The organism is Nostoc sp. DSM 114160 (assembly GCF_053470305.1).
Genome location: NZ_JBPFGO010000002.1, coordinates 868,135 through 888,301, shown reverse-complemented (window position 1 = coordinate 888,301; position 20,167 = coordinate 868,135). Strand labels below are relative to the sequence as shown.

Annotated in this window: 15 protein-coding genes and 1 pseudogene; 7 read left to right on the top strand and 9 right to left on the bottom strand. The window is 40.8% G+C overall.

The genetic code is table 11. The annotated features are described in order from the left end of the window. Positions 1-130 precede the first annotated feature (130 nt). Positions 131-3,460: an ATP-binding protein gene (locus NSTCB13_RS20875; protein WP_448273696.1), complete on the top strand. Its 3,330-nt coding sequence runs from the start codon at positions 131-133 to the stop codon at positions 3,458-3,460. A gap of 86 nt (positions 3,461-3,546) precedes the next feature. Here the strand turns inward: NSTCB13_RS20875 and NSTCB13_RS20870 are convergent, their stop codons facing one another. Together NSTCB13_RS20870 and NSTCB13_RS20865 are read right to left on the bottom strand one after the other, a co-directional pair. Next, entirely contained in the window at positions 3,547-5,469 is a 1,923-nt protein-coding gene (locus NSTCB13_RS20870; protein WP_448273695.1) for an ArnT family glycosyltransferase, read from the bottom strand. Between the two features lie 281 nt (positions 5,470-5,750). Continuing rightward, positions 5,751-6,389: a hypothetical protein gene (locus tag NSTCB13_RS20865; RefSeq protein ID WP_445630949.1), complete on the bottom strand. Its 639-nt coding sequence runs from the start codon at positions 6,387-6,389 to the stop codon at positions 5,751-5,753. Positions 6,390-7,114: 725 nt separating this feature from the next. Here NSTCB13_RS20865 and NSTCB13_RS20860 point away from each other — a divergent pair. The 3 genes from NSTCB13_RS20860 to NSTCB13_RS20850 all read left to right on the top strand — a co-directional run bounded on the left by NSTCB13_RS20860 (position 7,115) and on the right by NSTCB13_RS20850 (position 9,773). Beyond that, positions 7,115-7,450: a DUF565 domain-containing protein gene (locus tag NSTCB13_RS20860; RefSeq protein WP_448273694.1), complete on the top strand. Its 336-nt coding sequence runs from the start codon at positions 7,115-7,117 to the stop codon at positions 7,448-7,450. Between the two features lie 15 nt (positions 7,451-7,465). Further along, on the top strand, positions 7,466-8,509 hold the full coding sequence (locus tag NSTCB13_RS20855; protein WP_448273693.1) for a glycerate kinase: 1,044 nt from the start codon (positions 7,466-7,468) through the stop codon (positions 8,507-8,509). 79 nt (positions 8,510-8,588) lie between these two features. Continuing rightward, a complete protein-coding gene (locus tag NSTCB13_RS20850) occupies positions 8,589-9,773 on the top strand; it encodes a GUN4 domain-containing protein (RefSeq protein ID WP_448273692.1) in 1,185 nt (394 codons plus the stop codon). A 271-nt stretch (positions 9,774-10,044) separates the two neighbouring features. On the opposite strand, the gene NSTCB13_RS20845 is transcribed toward NSTCB13_RS20850, so the two are convergent. From NSTCB13_RS20845 to NSTCB13_RS20830, 4 genes and pseudogenes are all read right to left on the bottom strand, one after another. Continuing rightward, a complete protein-coding gene (locus NSTCB13_RS20845) occupies positions 10,045-10,668 on the bottom strand; it encodes a Uma2 family endonuclease (RefSeq protein WP_448267626.1) in 624 nt (207 codons plus the stop codon). 44 nt (positions 10,669-10,712) lie between these two features. Continuing rightward, positions 10,713-11,348: pseudogene (locus NSTCB13_RS20840) on the bottom strand (restriction endonuclease subunit R). 149 nt (positions 11,349-11,497) lie between these two features. Then, positions 11,498-13,021: a SulP family inorganic anion transporter gene (locus tag NSTCB13_RS20835; RefSeq protein ID WP_448267624.1), complete on the bottom strand. Its 1,524-nt coding sequence runs from the start codon at positions 13,019-13,021 to the stop codon at positions 11,498-11,500. A gap of 474 nt (positions 13,022-13,495) precedes the next feature. Continuing rightward, on the bottom strand, positions 13,496-14,995 hold the full coding sequence (locus NSTCB13_RS20830) for an ABC transporter permease subunit (protein ID WP_448273691.1): 1,500 nt from the start codon (positions 14,993-14,995) through the stop codon (positions 13,496-13,498). A 76-nt stretch (positions 14,996-15,071) separates the two neighbouring features. On the opposite strand from NSTCB13_RS20830, the gene NSTCB13_RS20825 reads away from it, so the two are divergent. Further along, entirely contained in the window at positions 15,072-15,827 is a 756-nt protein-coding gene (locus NSTCB13_RS20825) for an amino acid ABC transporter ATP-binding protein (protein ID WP_322692691.1), read from the top strand. Positions 15,828-15,954: 127 nt separating this feature from the next. On the opposite strand, the gene NSTCB13_RS20820 is transcribed toward NSTCB13_RS20825, so the two are convergent. Both NSTCB13_RS20820 and lipB read right to left on the bottom strand, forming a co-directional pair. Next, complete coding sequence (locus tag NSTCB13_RS20820) at positions 15,955-16,155, bottom strand: hypothetical protein (protein ID WP_445630957.1); 201 nt, start codon at positions 16,153-16,155, stop codon at positions 15,955-15,957. 265 nt (positions 16,156-16,420) lie between these two features. Further along, positions 16,421-17,113, bottom strand: a complete 693-nt coding sequence (gene lipB, locus NSTCB13_RS20815; RefSeq protein WP_448273690.1) for a lipoyl(octanoyl) transferase LipB — start codon at positions 17,111-17,113, stop codon at positions 16,421-16,423. 620 nt (positions 17,114-17,733) lie between these two features. On the opposite strand from lipB, the gene hpf reads away from it, so the two are divergent. Further along, positions 17,734-18,381: a ribosome hibernation-promoting factor, HPF/YfiA family gene (gene hpf / locus NSTCB13_RS20810; protein ID WP_448273689.1), complete on the top strand. Its 648-nt coding sequence runs from the start codon at positions 17,734-17,736 to the stop codon at positions 18,379-18,381. 645 nt (positions 18,382-19,026) lie between these two features. Further along, positions 19,027-19,218: a hypothetical protein gene (locus NSTCB13_RS20805; RefSeq protein WP_292860261.1), complete on the top strand. Its 192-nt coding sequence runs from the start codon at positions 19,027-19,029 to the stop codon at positions 19,216-19,218. A gap of 39 nt (positions 19,219-19,257) precedes the next feature. Here NSTCB13_RS20805 and NSTCB13_RS20800 read toward each other — a convergent pair whose 3' ends face one another. Then, a complete protein-coding gene (locus NSTCB13_RS20800; RefSeq protein WP_448273688.1) occupies positions 19,258-20,115 on the bottom strand; it encodes a sulfurtransferase in 858 nt (285 codons plus the stop codon). Positions 20,116-20,167 lie beyond the last annotated feature (52 nt).

The window sequence follows — 20,167 nt, the reverse complement described above, 5'->3', positions numbered from 1 at the left end:
TGGGGAGGCTGGCTAGTTGTTAAAAATTAGAAACGTCGCCTCTTGGAAAAATGCACTCGTTCGCAATTCCCGTGTCCGTTAGAGGAAATCCCGTTGTTTTAATGGCGTTGAAATAACCAGAGTTGCTTATATGAGTCTTCTTAGAGGATATGACTTCAGGCGAAAAGACCATCAACTGGCAGATGGAAATGCCCGAGGGTTCCACAGGAAGAATGACCCCCAAATCCCTATGTTAATGCTAGATTACCCGCTTTATGACTTTCAAGCAACCGTACCTAGCTGCCCCCAAACAAGTTCTCTGGCAGTGGTGTTGGAGATTTTTGAGCAAGAGCAGTGCGATCGCTTGGTAGTAGTGAATCAACAGCAATGCCCCATCGGATTGCTGTATTCTGCCCGTTTAATCCCAAAATTATTAGCCCAAAGTGACGATAAAAATTTAAATTTACAGCAATCGCTCTCTACCTGGGGTCAAGGTCTAATTGAGCCAATACAGACAATATCAGCTGCGGAGCGTCTAGAGCGATTAAGCTTGCGCTGGTGCGATTCACAAGTCGAAAAACCCCAAAATTTAGATTGGGCGCTGATTGACTCGGAGGGTCGATACTTGGGGCTGCTAGATAGTTCGCGCCTGTTGCGATCGCTGGCTCAAGAACGGATGGCTGGCTTACAAAAGTCTAGCCAGCATCGTCATGAGTATGATGGTGCGCCAAATGAACCCAAGTCGTTAGGACACCAGCCACTGGTACACTTGCTAGAAAGACTGCCTTGGCCTTTGATGTTGCAAACGGGTACTGGCGAGGTGATAGCGCGAAATCCCGCCTGGTGGCAGCAATTAGGAAGCTTAAAAGATCCAGAAGGAGTTAGGCAACAGGTGGAGGCAATACTTGCCCCGAAACGCTCCGAAATAGCAGAATATGTCACCCAACCAGCAATCAAGGTTCATCCCAATGGTAGGGAGAATGAGCATAGTGGTGAAGAAGCACTACAGCAAGAAGCATCAAGTGATGCTGCATACAGCCGATGCTATTTAGATAGTCAAGTGGGTACTTGTACTTGTGTTGTCGAAGTGCAAAATGGTCAAGAGCGAATCTGGCAGTTTGCCAAAATTCCCTTAGATAGTCCTGAGTTTCAAGTGATGAATGCCCAAGAGGAAATTGCACTCAGCACTGATTTGTGGTTGGTTTTAGCTACTGATGTCACTGAACAGCAGCAACTTTGTAAAGAATTAGCAGCCAAGAATGCCGATTTAATTCAACTAAATCGGTTAAAAGACGAGTTTTTAGCTTGTATTAGTCATGAACTCAAAACTCCCCTAACTGCCGTTTTGGGATTATCGCGCTTGCTCGTGGATCAGCAGTTGGGAGAACTCAACGAGCGTCAAGCCCGTTATGCAGGACTGATTCATCAAAGCGGACGCCACCTGATGAGTGTGGTGAATGACATTTTAGATTTGACCCGGATGGAGACGGGACAAATGGATTTGACGCTGACTCCGGTGAAAATTCGAGCTGTGTGCGATCGCGCCCTATCGGAAGCCAAAGCTATCCACACTCAAACCACCAAAGCAACATCTGCCCCGCCACCTCCAAATGCTCGTTCATCTGCTCCCCAATTCTGTCTTTCCATTGAACTAGGTTTAGATCAGATGGTGGCAGACGAATTGCGCTTACGCCAGATGCTAGTACACCTACTTTCCAACGCCTTTAAATTTACCGAAATATCTGGCGAAATTGGGCTGCGGGTAAGTCGTTGGGAAGGATGGATTGCCTTTACAGTTTGGGATACAGGAATTGGTATTCCCGAACACCAGCAACACTTAATCTTTCAAAAATTCCAACAACTAGAAAATCCCCTCACCCGCCAATTTGAAGGCACTGGTTTGGGGCTAGTATTAACCCGCGCCTTGGCTCGTCTCCACGGAGGAGATGTCAGCTTCTTATCGCGTGAAGGTAAAGGTAGCCAGTTTACCCTACTTCTGCCACCCAGTCCCCCGAAAACAGGCTTTTCGGAACCAGATATGGGAATCAGAGAAGCCGAGGAGACACGATACCAACCAACACGGGAAAACTCCGCCGCTCGTCAGCAAGTTAGTACGCCCATACAGCATCATCTTGCAAGTTCGCAACGGTTGGTCTTGGTAGTCGAGGCAGTAGCTCGATATATTGAAGACTTGACCGAACAACTCAAAGGTTTAGGATATCGGGTAGTGATTGCGCGATCGGGGACAGAAGCAGTCGAAAAAGCGCGGCGCTTGCAACCAATAGCAATATTTTTGAATCCGTTGCTACCCCTGCTATCAGGCTGGGATGTACTGACTTTACTAAAATCTGACACCGCAACCCGTCATATATCTGTAATTGTCACCGCGACGGCAGCCGAAAAGGAGCAAGCATTTGCTAACCGAGCCGATGGTTTCTTAAGTTTGCCAGTAGAGCGTCAGGTCTTAGCACCGGTTCTCGAAAAATTATGTACTATACAAGCAGTTTTGCAGATAGGGTCAAATAATAGTGCGATTATCCCAACAAAAACCCCACTGCGAATTCTCAGGTTGGTGAATCCCCAGTTAGAATCGGTCAATCCCCACCCCTCACTTCGAGAACACCGAGTGATTGAAGTAGATGACCTGGATCAGGCAGAACTTTTGGCGCGGGTATGGCAGTTTGATGTGATTTTGCTAGATGTCGAAAGTACCACCGCCCAAATTTATTTGCAACAACTAATTGGACATCCACGTTTAGCAGCTATACCACTGGTTACTTGCGATGTTGCGACTACCCTAATCGCTTCTAAAATACCAGGGTTATCTGTATTTCCTTACTTAACACCATTTGCCAAAGATAACAGCAGTCGCACCGAGAAAACAGATGCTTTACTATCAGTACTAGAAATTGCTTCTGGTATTTGCTGCCCTCCCAACATCTTAGTAGTGGATTTAACAATGCTGCGGGATTTACCCCAGGTAAGACGTAAGCCAGCTAAGGGTTATCGGACAGAAAAAAATTGCTCAATTAGTAGTGAAACTGCTGAACGGGGATCTGAATGGTTCCAAGCTTTAATTCAATACCTGCAAACAGCAGGCTTCAAAGCGGCGATGAGTCCTTGTTGGGCAGAAGTGTTGCAACAAATTCGCCACGAAAGCGTTGACTTATTGCTAATTTGTTTAGGAGAAACCTCTATCCACAAAGATGTGCTCAAAGCACTGAAAACATTAGGAGATTCGCCTTTAAAGTTGCCACCAATTTTGGTACTAAATCAGCGATTAAATCGCTCACAAACCAGTTCCCAGGATGGGGTAGCTTATCAGGAAATTGACAAGCAGAAGAAGAATAGTGTGGAATCGATAGAAACTGTTGTTGGTGCGATCGCTACCCAAATCTTACCGCGATCGATATCAATGGAAGACCTTTTAAGCCAGATAAATCAAGCTTTAGCTATCAATGGTTACAATAACAAATGTTAATGGGGTCATTGAGCGTTGGTTTTTTGTCATTAGTCATTTGTCCTTCGTCCTTTGTGAATAACCAATAACTAATGACTAATGACAAATTATGATATGTCGATTTTTTGATTCTTCATTTTCTTAAAAGGAACTCGAACCAAGTTATAAGCACCCTTGGTTGATAAATTCTTGTAATCATCTGGCTGTAAGTCCATTTGCAAAAACTTTTTCTGTTCGGCTAATAGCAACACTGAGGAAGGTTTTAATCCTTTAGCAGCCTGGGTTTTAATATGCTCTACAGCCTCTTGGGGAAATTTTAAATAATTTACATGGATGTGGCTGTAAAATACTACACTCGGCTTTTTGAAGCCAAGCATAATCAATTCTTCGTTTGGTTGTTTTGTTTCTAAAATCACCGCAGACAATTCCCTTAAGGGTAATTGACGTTCTCGATCGATAAAGAACGAAGCAGGCGTTAAGACAAAAATTACAAACGCCACAAACCCGATTAAATTAATACCGATAATGTAGTTCCAGCGGCGACTCAATAATAAACCCGCGACCAAAACAGCAGAAACTAGCCAAATTATACCCGCAATTACTGGTAAACCAGATTGTTCAATTAATTCGTGGAAGTTACTTATAGCTGGATCGGTACCTAATATGTGGGTGATGTTGAGCAGTGCTGTTGCCAGAACTGATAAAAATACTACATTCACCCAACCACTCATGCGCAGCAAAGAGGCGGAGATAGACAGAGTGGGAGAGGGGGAAACAGGAATTGTTTGCCGTGTCTTTGTATCTGAAAAAATGTCGCACCACAACAAGGCTACCAGGATTGCGGCTGCTGGCATTAAAGGTAATACGTAGCTAGGGAGTTTAGTAACGGCAATGCAAAAAAACGCAAAGATGCTAGCAAACCAGAACCAGGCAAATAAACCAAATTGCTGAAAACGTTCAACAGATCGCCAATGCGATCGCTGCCAAAATTTTAGTTTGATTATAGAAGCTGGTAAATACACTGAGTATGGCGCAAAACCCAACAGCACGACTACAAAGTAAAAATACCAAGGTGCTGAGTGACCATTAACTACTTCTGTAAAGCGTTCCAGGTTGTGATAACCAAAAAAGGAGTTAATGTAATCCCAGCCATTGCGCCAAATTACTAAAGCATACCAGGGCACTGACAAAATTAGAATTATCAGTGTACCTACAAGCAGGTGCATTTCTCGCAACACCTCTCGCACTTTACCCACGTAAAGCAAAAAGGCAGCAACAATTAGCCCCGGCAAAACAATTCCCACTGGCCCTTTGGTCAAAATTGCACCCGCAATCAGCACATAAAAAGCTAAGTACCATTTGTTAGGGAATAGGGCAGAAGAGGCAGAGGGGCAGGGGGCAGGGGGCAGAGGAGAGGAATTTTCTCCCTGCTCCCCTGCTCCCCTGCTCCCTTCCTTCCCTGCGTATCCTAGAAAGAAACATAACAAAGCCGATGCCATACATCCGGTGAGCAGCATATCAGAGACACCCGTTCTCGCCCAAATAATAGTTTCGGGATTGAGTGCCATCAACGCGGCTGCTATAAAAGATGTTAAGTAGCGACGAGTAGGACGTGAAACTTGCTCTAATTCGTCTTGTTTAGCCAAATACCACTGGATGGTGTAAAAAGCTAAACAAACTAAGCCGAATGCGGCGATCGCAGAAGGAAGGCGTACTGCCCATTCATTCACACCAATCAGATGATATGCGATCGCCTGACACCAGTAAATTAAAGCAGGTTTATCGAAACGAGTGTCACCATTGAAAAATGGGGTAATCCAATCACCTGTAACGAACATCTGGCGGGAAGCTTCGGCAAAGAGCGGCTCTGTCTCATCAATTAAGCCAATGTTGCCCAAATTCCACCCAAAAGCCACCCAACCAACCACTATCAACCACAAAATCGACACAGTTAGACTCAGGGCTGGATTTTTTGCTATTTTGTTGAACCACCGATCGACAGTGTGCTTAACACTCAATTTCATTCTCATTTAGTCAATAGTCAACAATCACTAATCAATAGTCGTTGGTTATCTATCTTTTGTTCTTCGGAGTTTTTAATTCAACAATTTTCCTCTATCCATTACTTAACACTTTACCAACTGTAGGGTAAGAATGTAAAAATAAAGGTTTGAGCATATTTATTAGGCTTCTTGGCATTGTGCGAAAAGGGTAAGGGGGAAGGGGAAAAGGTTCTGCAAAAGTCCCTTTCCCCTTTCCCTTTAACCTTTACCCTTTTCCCCCTCTTGCCAAAAGCACTTTTGCAATAAGTCTATTGACTCAGCACAAGTTGCCATTCTCTATTTTGGGAATTCCACTTAGGTAATTGAGTTTCACCAATAATATAAGGGCCCCAGTAACGACGGGAACCATCTTGTGCAAAAGCAACTAAAACATCTCCCTTTTCCAGCTTTAAATTATTTTGAGGTAGGGATAGAACCAGTCCCTTCTCACTACCTTCTTCGGGAGCAAAATCCCAATGTGCCGGTACATCGTAGTGAGTTTGTTTTTTACTAGCTCCTTTTGCTACTGACTCTCTTGCCAGTAGAACCAGCCGCACAGGCTGATTTGTTTGATTGCTCATTCGCAAAGTACCTCGATCCTTGGCAATGCTTGTTGATTTATCACGCTCTGCCAAGACAGGATAAGTATTCTCTTTAATGCTATGTTCTACTCGATTGGTTGGGGTAGGTACTGGAGTAGATAGACTAGTGGAAATACTTTTTTCAGGTACAACCGAAGTTGTATGCCACTCTTGAGTTTTTGTTGGCAGTTGTGAAGATGTGTCTGGGTTTGTATCTGGGTTAGTGGACTCAAAGGATACGCTCAGTCCAAAGCATCCCACCAGAGCAACAAGCAGTCCCAAGCACAAAGCTGTAATACCGACGTTCCGATACACTGAAGATTTCATATTGATAGTTATTTAGAAATAAATATTTTGTCTAGGCTTGACCAAATAGTAGCCTATTATCCCAAAAGGCAATCACACAGATAGCCGAATATAGACTTTCCTCAAATTAGGAAGAGGAATGTATGATAAATATCATTTTGATTAGAAAATATTTGAAGGATATAATCTCTTTGATGTTTGAAAAACAAGAGATCCAGACATCCATTACTTTGGTTTTTTACCGTAAGTATGGATAAAAACAAGATAATTTTATACCTATTGAGCCAATTCATTTCTATAAAAAAAATAAAAGTTTCCTGAAACCGTTAGCAGCCTCAACAAGGCGTCCTTTGCTAAACGTCAGTGCTTAAAGATCCTCCTTTCTAAATCTACGCAAGTTTATTCTCCTGTTGAGAGACGCTACGAAAAGCTTACTTCCATACATGAATACAAGTCAGCAAACGCGCTTAACGAACTAGCTTCCTTAAAAAAGGAGAATTTTGAATCATTTTCCCATTTTTTCAGGCTTGCTCGTGAGGATCAAACTAAATATTTATTGTTTCCAAACATCTTCTAAGAAACTGTACTTCTAAAGAAGATGATAGAATAGTCAAATTTGAATAAACACTGCAATTCCAGTAGATATCTACAATAGTAACAAACAAGCTGATGCTAAAACCAATATCCTTCTTACATTAATATAGATATATTTCAAGATATCTTGACTTTTCCCAGAAGTCCCTTTGATGCAAAACACTCGTCTCAATAATTTGTTCGATGCTATTGCTACACGCTTTGGGCAATGGTTTTTAAATCCTTGGCGACGATTATCGTTGCTGATAATTAGTTTTTTGTTCGGTTTTTTTCTGGGAAACGCAGTTTCCACTACAGCTGGGGGACAACGGGCAGAGTTGGACATTGTAGCAGCTGGTTTTTTAGTACTGTTAACGGAAATTACCAGCCGGGTATTTTATAGTCGCAGCTTTTTGGATCGGCGATCGCTCTTGATAGACTCACTAAATCTCCTCAAAGTTGGTTTCATCTACAGCCTGTTTCTCGAAGCTTTTAAGCTGGGATCGTAGTCAGATGGAGAATTTATGAATTTGTGGCTGAGTGTTTTGGCAACCAATGGGCCGGGGGAAACTTGGAAGCAGGAAGCAAGAGAAGCAGCACTGGCAGATCGGTTAAGGGCTAAAGCTTTTGGGATCGCGCCGGAAAATGTTGATGAAATGATCGAAAGGCGATCGCATTTACTAAAATCTGTCTTTCCAGCTTTTAGCGAATTCTGTCAAGCAACTCTCCAAATACAACCCCAGGAAATGTTACAGGTATTGTGGGACTTGTGGCTGCCTTTGGGAATCAAACTAGCATCGCAGCGCCAACAGTTGAGACGCCCCCTGATTCAAGGAATATTGGGAGGACAAGGTACTGGTAAAACCACAATGTCCAAAATTCTCATTTTGATTCTCGATCATTTGGGATACAGGACTGTGAGTTTATCTTTGGATGATTTGTATAAAACTTACAGCGATCGCTTGCTTTTGACACAGCAAGATCCCCGCTTGATTTGGCGCGGGCCACCGGGAACTCACGATCTAGACTTAGGCTTAAATGTACTAGATCAAATCCGTGAGTTACAAAGCCCGGTGATGCTTCCCCGGTTTGATAAATCAGCTTATGGAGGTGCTGGCGATCGCACTAATCCAGAAATGGTTACGGATGTAGATATTGTACTATTTGAAGGTTGGTTTGTGGGTGTGCGACCAATCGACCCTGATTTATTTGATACTGCACCGCCGCCAATTGTCACAGATGAAGATAGAGCATTTGCCCGTGAGATGAATCTTCGCCTCCACGATTATTTACCACTGTGGGAACGATTAGACAGTTTAATTGTGCTTTATCCCACTGAGTACCGCTGTTCTTTGGAGTGGCGCAAACAGGCAGAACAACAGATGATTGCTGCGGGAAAATCCGGGATGAGTAGTGCAGAGATAGAGCAATTTGTCAATTATTTTTGGCGATCCCTGCACCCGGAATTATTCATCACGCCGTTGGTAACAGATGCGACAGCGGTTGATTTAGTGATTGAGATTAATCCCGATCGTAGTATTGGTCAAGTGTATTGCGATCGCACTTAGGGCGTTAGTTCTCAAGCAAATCAGCTAAAAACACTATAATTTGCTTAAAGCGTGATTTATCCTACTCCTTAGACCAAAAATGCCAGAGGAATCGTTAAGGCTTTTCTTTTCTTACTCTCACAAAGACGAAGCTCTACGGGATGAACTAGCTAAACACCTGACCATATTAGAATGGCAGGGCGTGATTTCAAGCTGGCACGATCGCAAGATACTACCTGGAGAGGAGTGGGATTACCAAATTAATGATAATCTAAACACCGCCGACATCATTTTGTTGCTCATCAGTTCAGATTTTCTTTTTTCTAAATATTGCTGGGATGTCGAAGTTAAGAGGGCAATAGAACGTCACTATGCTGGAGAGGCTTGTGTTATCCCGGTTATTCTGCGAAGCGTTGATTGGAATGGCGCACCATTTGCAAAACTTCAAGCTTTGCCTAAGAATGCTGAACCTGTAGTGTCAAGGAATTGGCATAATCAAGATGAAGCCTTTACAGATGTAGCTAGAGGAATTCGGGCGGCTGCGGAGAAGCTAAAGAAGGAAAGAGACGAACCAAGGCAAAAACAGGAAGCAGAAAGGCTGCGACTACGGGAACAAGAAGAGGAAAATAGAAAATTACAACAGGAACAAGAAAGGCTGCGGCTACAGGAACAAGAAGAAGAAGCAAGACTACAAAGACAGGAAGCAGAAAGACTACAAAGACAACAAGAACAAGAAGAGGCAGATAAGCTACAAAGACAACGAGAACAAGAAAAAGCCGATAAGCTGCGACTACAACAGCAATCTAGTGGTAATGATCTCCTCTCTGAGAAAGGCGTAGACTATAGGCGGTTGCGCGATTTACTTAAAGCAGGGCAGTACAAAGAAGCAGATCAAGAAACTCTGGCTGTTATGCTCAAAGCATCAGGCAGAGAACAACGACGCTGGCTTGATAGCAAATCTCTTAGCAATTTTCCTTGCACTGACTTACGCACCATTGACCAACTGTGGGTAAGATGCAGCAATGGACGCTTTGGGTTTAGCGTGCAAAAGCGCATTTGGAACAGTGTCGAAAAAGACTACGAAAAATTCAGTGATCGTGTCGGATGGCGAAAAGGAACGTATTTTAAATACTGGTTATCTTACTCAGACCTGACCTTCACAACAAATTCTCCACTGGGACATTTGCCAACTAAATTCTGCCGACGTTACGGAGACTATGCTACATACGTAGCAAAGGTTCCTCGGATGAGTTTGGTCAGTTTCTTCTCTCGTATGGAGACTTAGAAAGCCTAATATATAACGCTTACAGGAAATTGTAAAAATTCACAAACAAGTCATTTCGCACGAAGTATTCCGGTTTTTACGTTTCCGTTACCTGGTACTGTTATACTTGTAGTACAATGCCAAGTTTTTGGCTGTCATAGCAATTAGCAAAGATAATTTGCTCGCTACTTTTTCTATTTCTTGGTTACTTGCTTCCCATTCATCCCAAGGCAGTCTCATACTAATTCGTAATTCGTAATTAGATAACTTATAAAAAGCTTTTTCGGTAAATTTAACAACTTGGGATATCTCCAGCTTGAAAAATCTGTTCGGCGGTTAAATTCAATTCTGGGAAAGTAGGCGAGACTATGCGATCTGTACCTCTAAATTGAGTAACTTGGTATTCACCATCGATTAATTGATAAATAGACATAGTAGGCTGTTTGGGGTTGCCAGTGAACTTTTTAGCGCCTAAACCGAGATAATCTACAACCCAATATTCAGGAATTCCAATAACCTCATATTTACCTTGTTTTGTGTAGTAGTCATCATCCCAATTGGTACTAACGACCTCAACTACCAAGGGAATTGATGCCGGATATGATACAGTTGATTCTTTTTTCCATAGCGGTTCATTCACTAAATTAGAACGATTTAATAGCAATACATCTGGAGAGTAGGCAGATAACGAATTAGAAGGCTTTATCAGCGCAGTTTTAGGAATTGTATAAGGTAAATTTAATCGGTCAAATTCTACTGTTAGTTTTCTAGCGATAAAACCAACAACATCTTCATGTTCGCCAGTTGGTTGGGGCATTTCAACAATCACACCATCATGTAATTCGTATCTTCCGCCTTGAGGACGCCAAGCTGCAAAATCTTCAAAGCTTACTAGTTTGGGTATGGCTTGAGTCATAAATTTTTACCTTGGCTTGTATGTTGTTTTAATCATCAATGCTTTTAAAGTTGACAAATTGCTTTTAAAACTTGTAGCAACTGACTTGAACGCTCTCTTTCCATTAAATTTAATTCTGGCAACAGATAATAAATAGGGGGATTTCCTTGTTCTATATAGACAAACTGATAACTTCTACCATTAGTCGTTAATCCCCAAACTGATTTTTAGTTATCTAAATTTTTATAAGCATAAGTAAGTAGCTGAGACAAACCTGTTGATATATCAACTTGACAGTTTTTAGATTCAATCAACAGTACCCAAAAATATGTTTGAGCTTTTGTAGTTTTAGCTTTATTAACAGCTAAAATATCAAATCTTCCTTTAATTTTTATATCTTCATCTTCAACTTCAATATTAGCAATATTCTCCTCCAAAATAATCTCTATCGGATAGCGATAAAAACCAGCTAATCTTAGTAAAGGTGCAACTGCAAGAAACTTAACCTGACCTTCAGAAACTTTACCTATTGTTAGGTATCTATCAAAGTCATGCTGAATTTGTTTTAGTTCCTGCTGTTCTGCTTCCGTAAGAGGTTCCAAAGATAAGTAGTTAGAAAATGAATCATTATACTGTCTTTGAAAACCAAACAGACGATGAACTTCTTCTAAGGATAAGTTACGAGCGTTGAGAATTGTCATATATTTTTGGTTAATTCAGGTGCAACGCAATCCAAATTCCCTATATAAAACCTATTTTAACCCCTGGTTGATTACATAGAATACAAACAATTGGTAGGGTAGCACGGCTATGCTACCCTACGCGAGCAAAATTCAATCTAGCTGGAATTCTACAGAGTAAATGGTTTGCGATTACGATCTATCAGACGATCCCATTGCATAGTTAAAGTGCTTCCCATTTTTTCCTGTTGTTTTGCCCACACCGATAGTAAGTCTAGACAAGAGTGATCTATATAAGCCAAGTCTTGCATATAAACATGCAATTCACTTCCTGGAGGCACCAGTTCTAAAATATTCGCCAATTTTGGTAGCCTTACAAATGTTGCCGCACCTTGTAAATAAATGTCTATTCGCTGATTATCTTCGTGCTTAATAACTTGGATATTCAACACAGACATTTTGTGAATTAGTAATATTCCTGTCAACAAAATACCAATTAAAACACCTGTGATGAGGTCAGTAACAACAATCCCGATTAAAGTGGCAGCAAATATTACCAGAGGAAAACGTCCATACTTTTTTAACTGGCGAATATGTTCTACTTCGATTAGTTTGTAACCAGTAACAACTAGAATTGCTGCCAAACTAGAAATGGGAATTATTTTCAGCAAGGTTGGGGCTGCAATTACTAAAATTAACAGCCATAAACCGTGAAGCATCGTCGATAATCTAGTTTTAGCACCAGCTTCTACGTTTACAGAACTGCGGGCTATCACTCCTGTCATCGGCAAAGCACCCAAGAACCCACATATAATGTTGCCAATTCCTTGGGCTGTTAATTCGCGATCGAAATCGGTTCTTGTCCCGGTATGCAATCGATCTACTGCTACGGCTGAAAGCAAACTTTCTGTACTAGCAATGAATGCGATCGCGATCGCATCTAGCAAAACTGGTGCCTGAATTAAGCGTGGTAAGCTGGCAAATGTTGGTAATTGAATTGCTTGTGCTAGATTTCCAGGTACATCAACATACTGAATCGGTAATCGATACACTGTAGCGATAACGGTGGCAATGACAACGCCGACAAGCGCGCCAGGTATCAACTTTAAACTATTGGGTTTAAATTTTTCCCACAGCAGAAGACTGATAATAGTTATTACACCTATGAGTGCCGCAACGTGATGAACGCTACCATCAATAGGGAAGAAAGCTTTGTAAATCGTGTTGGGAATAGAAATTAAATTCTCAATGCCGTGTATACGCGGTTGGTCGTCTAGCATGACATGAAATTGGGAAGCGAAGATTAATATCCCAATACCTGCAAGCATTCCATAGATGACAGCCGGTGACATGGCGCGAAACAACTGACCAACTTTAAATATACCTGCGAGTAATTGGATTAAACCCGCTAGCAGCAGAATTGGCCCAACCATTTCAATGCCATATTGTTGAACTATTTCTGCGACAATCACAGCCAGCCCTGCTGCTGGGCCACTGACTAGCAGTGGAGAACCGGAAACAGCACCAACAATAATTCCGCCTACTATTCCTGTAACTAAGCCGCGAGATGGCGGAAGTCCCGAAGCGATCGCAATACCCATGCAAAGAGGAAGGGCGACAAGAAACACCACAAATGATGCCGGTACTTCACTAGTCAATGAGGATTTGTCTATGATTGCTTTCAAATTTCTCATTTGCTTCTCCTCTTATGAAAAGTTTTTAATTTTTGGCTGCCAAGGTGAACTGTTACAATGCAACCGAAACTAGACTTGCATTGAATAGTTCAAACCTATTCACTGAGTTTTCATTGCAACAGAATTGTACTGCCATACTCAGCCCTGAAATAGCAAGCACAAAATCATTAAGTTAAATTGACTTACGGTTATAGTTACTATTTACATTTCTTAATGATTACAAGTCTATGATAACAATAGTGTTATCTGATTGATGTTACATAACTTTTTTATTGGATTTGTAGCAAAGTATTAAGTTAAATTAAACAATGGATTAGAATTATCTGAAAAAAAGGTATATTAGAACACATTTTATTAAGTTTGATTTTCTCTTAAGGATTTTAACCCCCAACTGCTACCTATCCCAAAAAATTAGCTTTCCAAGCATATTGATTATTATTCTCTGGATTTTGAGAAATTATTTTTGAAAGTCTCTTAGCGCTTGATGGGATTCATCCAAGCTTCTAATCGGCTAAATGCTTGGGAAGAAAGTAGCGTCAAACACAAATAAACCACTGCTACACCTGCGTAAATTTCAAAAGCGCGATAGTTATCAGCAACAATTAGCTGTCCTTTACGTAGTAATTCTTCAAACCCAATCACAGAAACTAAGCTAGTATCTTTCAATAAACTGATAAACTCATTACCCAAAGGTGGAATCATCCGCCGGAAAGCTTGGGGAAAAATTACATAACTCATAGTTTGCACAGAACTCAAACCTAATGATTTTGCTGCTTCTGCTTGTCCTGGTTCAATTGATTGAATTCCAGCACGAACAACCTCGGCAATGTATGCAGCGCTATTCAAACTTAAAGCAATTACCCCAGCGCTGAGACGATCGAAAGAAAATGTCCAACCAAATTCTTGTAAAATTGCTGGTAAACCAAAGTAAATCATAAAAATTTGCACTAGCAAAGGCGTTCCTCGAAAAAAATCTACATACGCCCTCGCCAACCAACGCACAGGTGCAATATGAGAAAGGCGAACAATACCAATTAAGCAACCGCCAATTAAACCAAATACTACAGAAAGTATTGTCAATTGCAACGTGATCGATGCACCCTGCAATAGACTTGGAAAAGCCTGCAATATCACGCTAATTGAAGTTAATATTTTAGATGCGCCAGCGTTAGTTTGATTCTCAAATGGTGATTTAGCTGGTAGTGATGGTGGTTCAACTTTAAACCATTTCTGGTAAATTTGGGAATAAGTGCCATTTTTCAGCACTCTATCCAAGCCATCATTTATCAATGTCAAATTTTGCGAGTTTTTAGCTGTAGCAATTCCATAAAACTCCTCCGTCAGCAATTTCTGTACTACTTTAATTCCCTGAAGATTACCTGTATTAATTGCATATAAAGTCACAGGTGCATCATTAATTACCGCGTCTACATTACCGTTGAGCAATTCTTGCAGGGCTAAGGGTGCAGAATCAAAACTGCGAATTTGTACCCCAGGAATACTTTTAGCCTTTGCAGCCCCAGTTGTGCCAATTTGGACTGCAATTTTTTTATTTTTGAGACTGTCAAAACCAGTAATTTCTTGATTGTCTGCACGAATTGCGATCGCTAACCCAGCCTTAAAATAAGGACGGGAAAAAGAAACCGTTTTTGCCCTTTCCTCAGTAATCGTAATCGAACTAATAGCCGCATCTACCGTTTTGGCTTGCAAAGCTGGGATAATGCCATCAAAAGGCAGACTTTGAAAATTCACTTTAAAGTTAGCAGAAGAAGCAATCGCATTCATCAAATCAATGGAAAATCCCTGCAACTCGCCACCTTTTCCTTGAAACTCAAAAGGTGGAAACGCCGGTTCTGTAGCAACCCGCAAAGTTTTCCCCGCGCTAGAGTTCCCAGCACAGCCAGCCAGTAATAAACAACTAAAACCTATGAAGACACATAAATACAGCCAACGCATACAACCAACTTTAGCCATATTATTTTCTCTCCTTCTGTGCCTTTGCGGTTTCTTAAAATATTACAATCAACTGTAGAGCAGCTTGACATAAGTAATGGATAATACCATCCCTGCGATTATTTTTGAGAATATCGAAAAAAACTTTGGTTCCCTAAAAGTCCTCAAAGGAATTACTGGCGAAATCAACCGAGGAGAAGTTGTTGCAGTTATTGGTTCCTCCGGCTGTGGTAAAAGTACCCTACTACGTTGCTTCAACCGCTTAGAAACCATTGACAAAGGGCGTTTAATCATCAACGGAATTAACTTATCCCGGCCCACTGTCAACTATAGCCAACTGCGGCAACTACGAACACAAGTAGGCATGGTGTTTCAACAGTTCAACCTGTTTCCCCATCTCAGCGTCTTAGAAAATATGACACTCGCACCGCGTAAAGTCTTGGGTAAAACACCAAAAGAAAGCGCCCAACTAGCGAGATTATATTTAGAAAAAGTTGGTTTATCTGACAAAGCCTCTGCTTATCCCGAACAACTTTCTGGCGGAGAAAAGCAACGAGTAGCGATCGCTCGTAGTTTATGTATGAATCCTCAGATCATGCTATTTGACGAACCCACCAGCGCCCTAGATCCCGAACTCGTCGGTGAAGTTCTGCAAGTGATGCAACAATTAGCCACAGAAGGCATGACAATGGTGGTTGTTACCCATGAAATGCAATTTGCAAAAGAAGTAGCCCATCAAGTGATATTTTTAGACAAAGGTATTGTCACAGAACAAGGCCCAGCCTATGAAGTGCTGACCAATCCCCAAAGCGATCGCCTACGTATTTTCCTAAGTCGCCTCAACGTTAGATAGTTAGGAGTTAGGAGTTAGGAGTTAGGAGTTAGGAATTATAAATTTAAAGCTTCTTTTGAACTCATTACTCATTACTCATCACTCATTACTCATTACTCATCACTCATCACTCCTCACTCCTCACTACTTAAAGGTACTCACGCAAAAAATCAAAGGGATCGTCTTCCCAACAAGGTTCAGGTATTAGCCAAAATAAACTACCGCTGATGTCGGCTTCAATTTCATCACCGTCGTCTCTATCAAATAGTTCTATCAAAGCTGTCCAATCACGTTCTCTGAGAGATGTTATCGATGGGGCATCTAGCTGGAGATTATTTGAGTAATTCACGCGCAAAGTTGTGCTTGACAGCCGTAAAAAGTTAGTCTAGAAGTCTAGAAATAATCAGATTCTAGCTTTGATAATCGCAGTTATACTAATTCAAAATACAAAAAGTATGATTTAATCTGGCTTTTTAGGTTTATATCGATCGCATTCTTTTTTTTAATGAGTATTAAATAGTTATTTTGATACTATTAAATATGGACTCCTCTTATAAGTGTCTCACAATTTAAATAGGACTGCTATAGTATTTATTACATATTACAAGCGGAATTTACTCAGATAGGAAAAACCTTTGAGGCTGAGATTCTACTAATTCCACGCCAAAGACTTCCGCAAAAGATTGTGCTATGTAAAAACGCACTTCTTGGCAGGTGATACCTGGAATCCATTCGGCTAAACTGCCTACAGGTTTGTCAGAAATACCACAGGGGACAATGCGCTCAAAGCCTGTCATGTCTGGACAAACATTTAACGCAAAGCCGTGCATAGTAATCCAACGGCTGACTTTAATACCAATAGCCGCAACTTTTCGCCCTTGCAACCAAACGCCAGTAAAAGCCGGAATTCTTTCTCCTTGCAATCCATAAATTGCCAATACGCGAATTATTACTTCTTCGAGTTGCCGTAAGTACCAATGGAGGTCTTTGCGATAACGTTGCAGATTTAAAATTGGATAGCCCACGAGTTGACCGGGACAATGGTAAGTAACCTCACCGCCTCGTTCAACTCTATGCACATCGTATTCACCTTTGTCAATCTCAAATTTGATAAAGTCTGAGTTGCTTCCTTGTCCCAAAGTGTAGATAGGTGGATGTTCTAGCAAAATTAACACGTCATCTAGACTTGGGTCGTGAATGCGCTCGCTTAGAAGCGATCGCTGCCATCCATGAGCTTCTAAGTAAGGCATTAATCCTTGATTATACAGCAAACAAATTTTTTTTTGCGATCTGATACTATGGATCATCCCAAAATTCAACCGTATAAAGAACTAAATATATTTCAAGTTACATAATGAGAATCAAAAATTGTCAAGCTTTGCAAAGGATTTTAAAGGAAAGTCAAGGGAAGATGCATTAGAAAAAACAAAGTGCTAGCTTGAATATTAACCTCAATAGGTTTTAGGAGGAATTCTCTGCAATAAGCATTATGCCAAGACAATAAGGAAGAATGTACTGGCTGATGACTTTAATATCATTGTTTGCATTTCAAACAGAATCAAACTTCCACAGAACCTTGTATTCTTGAACAACAGCAAGCAAACCTCAATCGAACACAGAAGGAGCAAATATCAACAGTTCTGTAAGCATTCCTTTAAAGGAAAAGGTAGTCATAGGAGCTACAATTAGATTTTCTCAACTCTTGAGTGCTAATTGGATATACAATAAGACATCAGCGCAGAGATGAGGAGGTAAATCAAGGGTATACTTGACAATTCCTCAGATGCAGCAACCTGAGAGATAGCTTAACAGCAGTAGATACAATATAGTTCACAATTTGTTTTGGCGGGAGTAATAAACCTTACCGCAATTTCTTTTCATACAAAGCAAATTCACACATCTAAAATATTCAGCGGGAGAGTATTACATGAAGCTTGTCATCCACGGCAAAAATATTGAAATCACCGATGCGATTCGTGAGTATGTACATCAAAAAATTGAAAAAGCAGTTAGTCACTTTCAAAGCATTACAAATGAAGTGGATGTGCATCTTAGCGTCGCCCGGAATCCCCGAATTAATACAAGACAAGCGGCTGAAGTAACTATTTATGCTAATGGTAGCGTTATTCGTGCCGAGGAAAGCAGCGAGAGCCTATATGCCAGCATTGACTTAGTTGCAGATAAAATTGCGCGTCAACTGCGGAAATATAAAGAACGGCGTCAAGACCACAAAACTCACGCTCAACCAACAGAAGTAGTTATTCCAGAGTCGATAGTAACAGATTTAATTGGCGATCGCACCGCCGAATTGCCCAACGAAGTCGTCCGCACCAAATATTTCTCTATGCCGCCGATGACTGTTGCAGAAGCTCTAGAACAACTGCAACTCGTAGGACACGACTTTTATATGTTCCATAATTCTGAAACTGGAGAGATTAATGTAATTTACGAACGTAACCACGGCGGTTATGGTGTCATCCATCCCCGCAATGGTAACGGGAATACTAACGGCAAAAATGGCAAGGCAAGCCATACTAATATAGTCATGCCGGAAAAGTCGCATTCTAGTAAATAGGCACTGGGGAATAAAGAGATGAGGTAAGGAGGGGAGAAATTGCAGTAGGTCTTTCTTCTCTCCACCTCTGCCTCTTCTAATGTCCATTTCCTCATTTCGCAAACTTTTGCTAAGTTTTCAGATATTTAGAAAAGATTTTCACTTTAAAATAGCAAACTTATCCATAACTTTCTAGATGATGTCTGCACAAGCTAGATAGTAAAGATTGACAGTTTCTCTAGTTTGGAAGTAGACATCAGACTTTTGTGTTGTACTGCGCAAAACATAGCCACATCTGCTTCACTTTGCATCCATAGTACGGAAGGAATTTTTTATCGAACATAATTCAGGAGTCAGGAGCAAAGCCAAAGAAGCTCCGCCTCCGGTAGAATATAGCCCATCACATGACAACTCATACTTTTTATTTATCCAATCCTATTTTTAAGTTAGACACAAAATTTGAGAAAGTTGTGAGCAAATATTTCAATTAAACAGTTTTTTCATCTATTAAAAATAAATTTTCAAAATTGAGTATTCAGAATAGGTTAAACTGCATATATAAGCTGACAGAATATTAGTACTATTGTGCAACAAATCTTAATACATAGGTTAAGAATAAGTGGGTTTTGTTGGCATATATTGAATGACATTAAGGAGGTAAATATCATGCAAAAAGAATATATGGAGATTTTAGAATCATTAATTAATCAACTGACATTATCCGCAATATTAGAAATGTTAGAACGAATATGTCACAAAAAAGCGGAAAATCTGAGAACTCATTGGCAAGATGAGACTTCAGCAAAGCTTTGGGATAAAGCCGCTAGACAGATAGAACAGATAAATGTTGATGTCTGATTGAAGAATAATTCAAAATTCAGAGTCAAGTTTATACCCTTATTGCATAACTCTGCTATCAATTGGGAGCGAAAAATCGCGAGACCATTCATTCCAAGAGCCAAAATAATTTTTAGCAGAAATTCCTGCCTCTTCAAGGGCTATTAATGTATTCGCAGCCCTTGAACCTTTAAAGCAGTAAATGTACACAATTGACTTTGAAGTAATACCTACTGACTGACAAATTTCTCGGATTTCATCTGGCGATCGGAACGTAGGGATTTCCGATTCAGAATTCATCAGATGATGCCATTCTAACCATACAGAGTTAGGGATTCTACCTTTGCGGGGACAAAAATCAGGATGATAAGGAGAAGAACTCAACCCAAGCCATTCGTTGCGATCGCGCACATCTAATTTAATAATTGCTGGATTCTCAATTGCTTGCAACATCTCTGTGGTAGTCACCATGATGTCAGCATTGGGATGCAATCTAAATATGCTGCTTTCACGCTTCGGTACTTCATCGGTAGTAGGTAATCCTGCCTTGAGCCATGCTCTATATCCTCCATGTAAAATAGATACCTGAGCGCAACCCAAATATTTCAGTAAGAAAGCTGCTCGACAAGATTGACCATAACCTTTATTTAAAGCATCTTCATACACAATTAAATGTTCTGCACCAGATATTCCTACCCTGCTCATGATTTCTGCAAAATACTCTTGCAATTCCTTCAATCCTGCTGGGGAGGAATTCTCTAAAAGATAGGTGAAAAAATCTCTAATATTTATGGCTTGATAAATATGAGAAATATCATAATCTTCTTGACTTCGCGTATCGATAATCACAGTTTGTGATGATTTTTCTGCTAACAGTGACGTGACTTCTTGAGGAGAAATGAGGAGTTTTTTATTCACGCTTTCATGCTTCTGTTATGTACCATTAGGCATTATCGCCCTTGGTAGATTT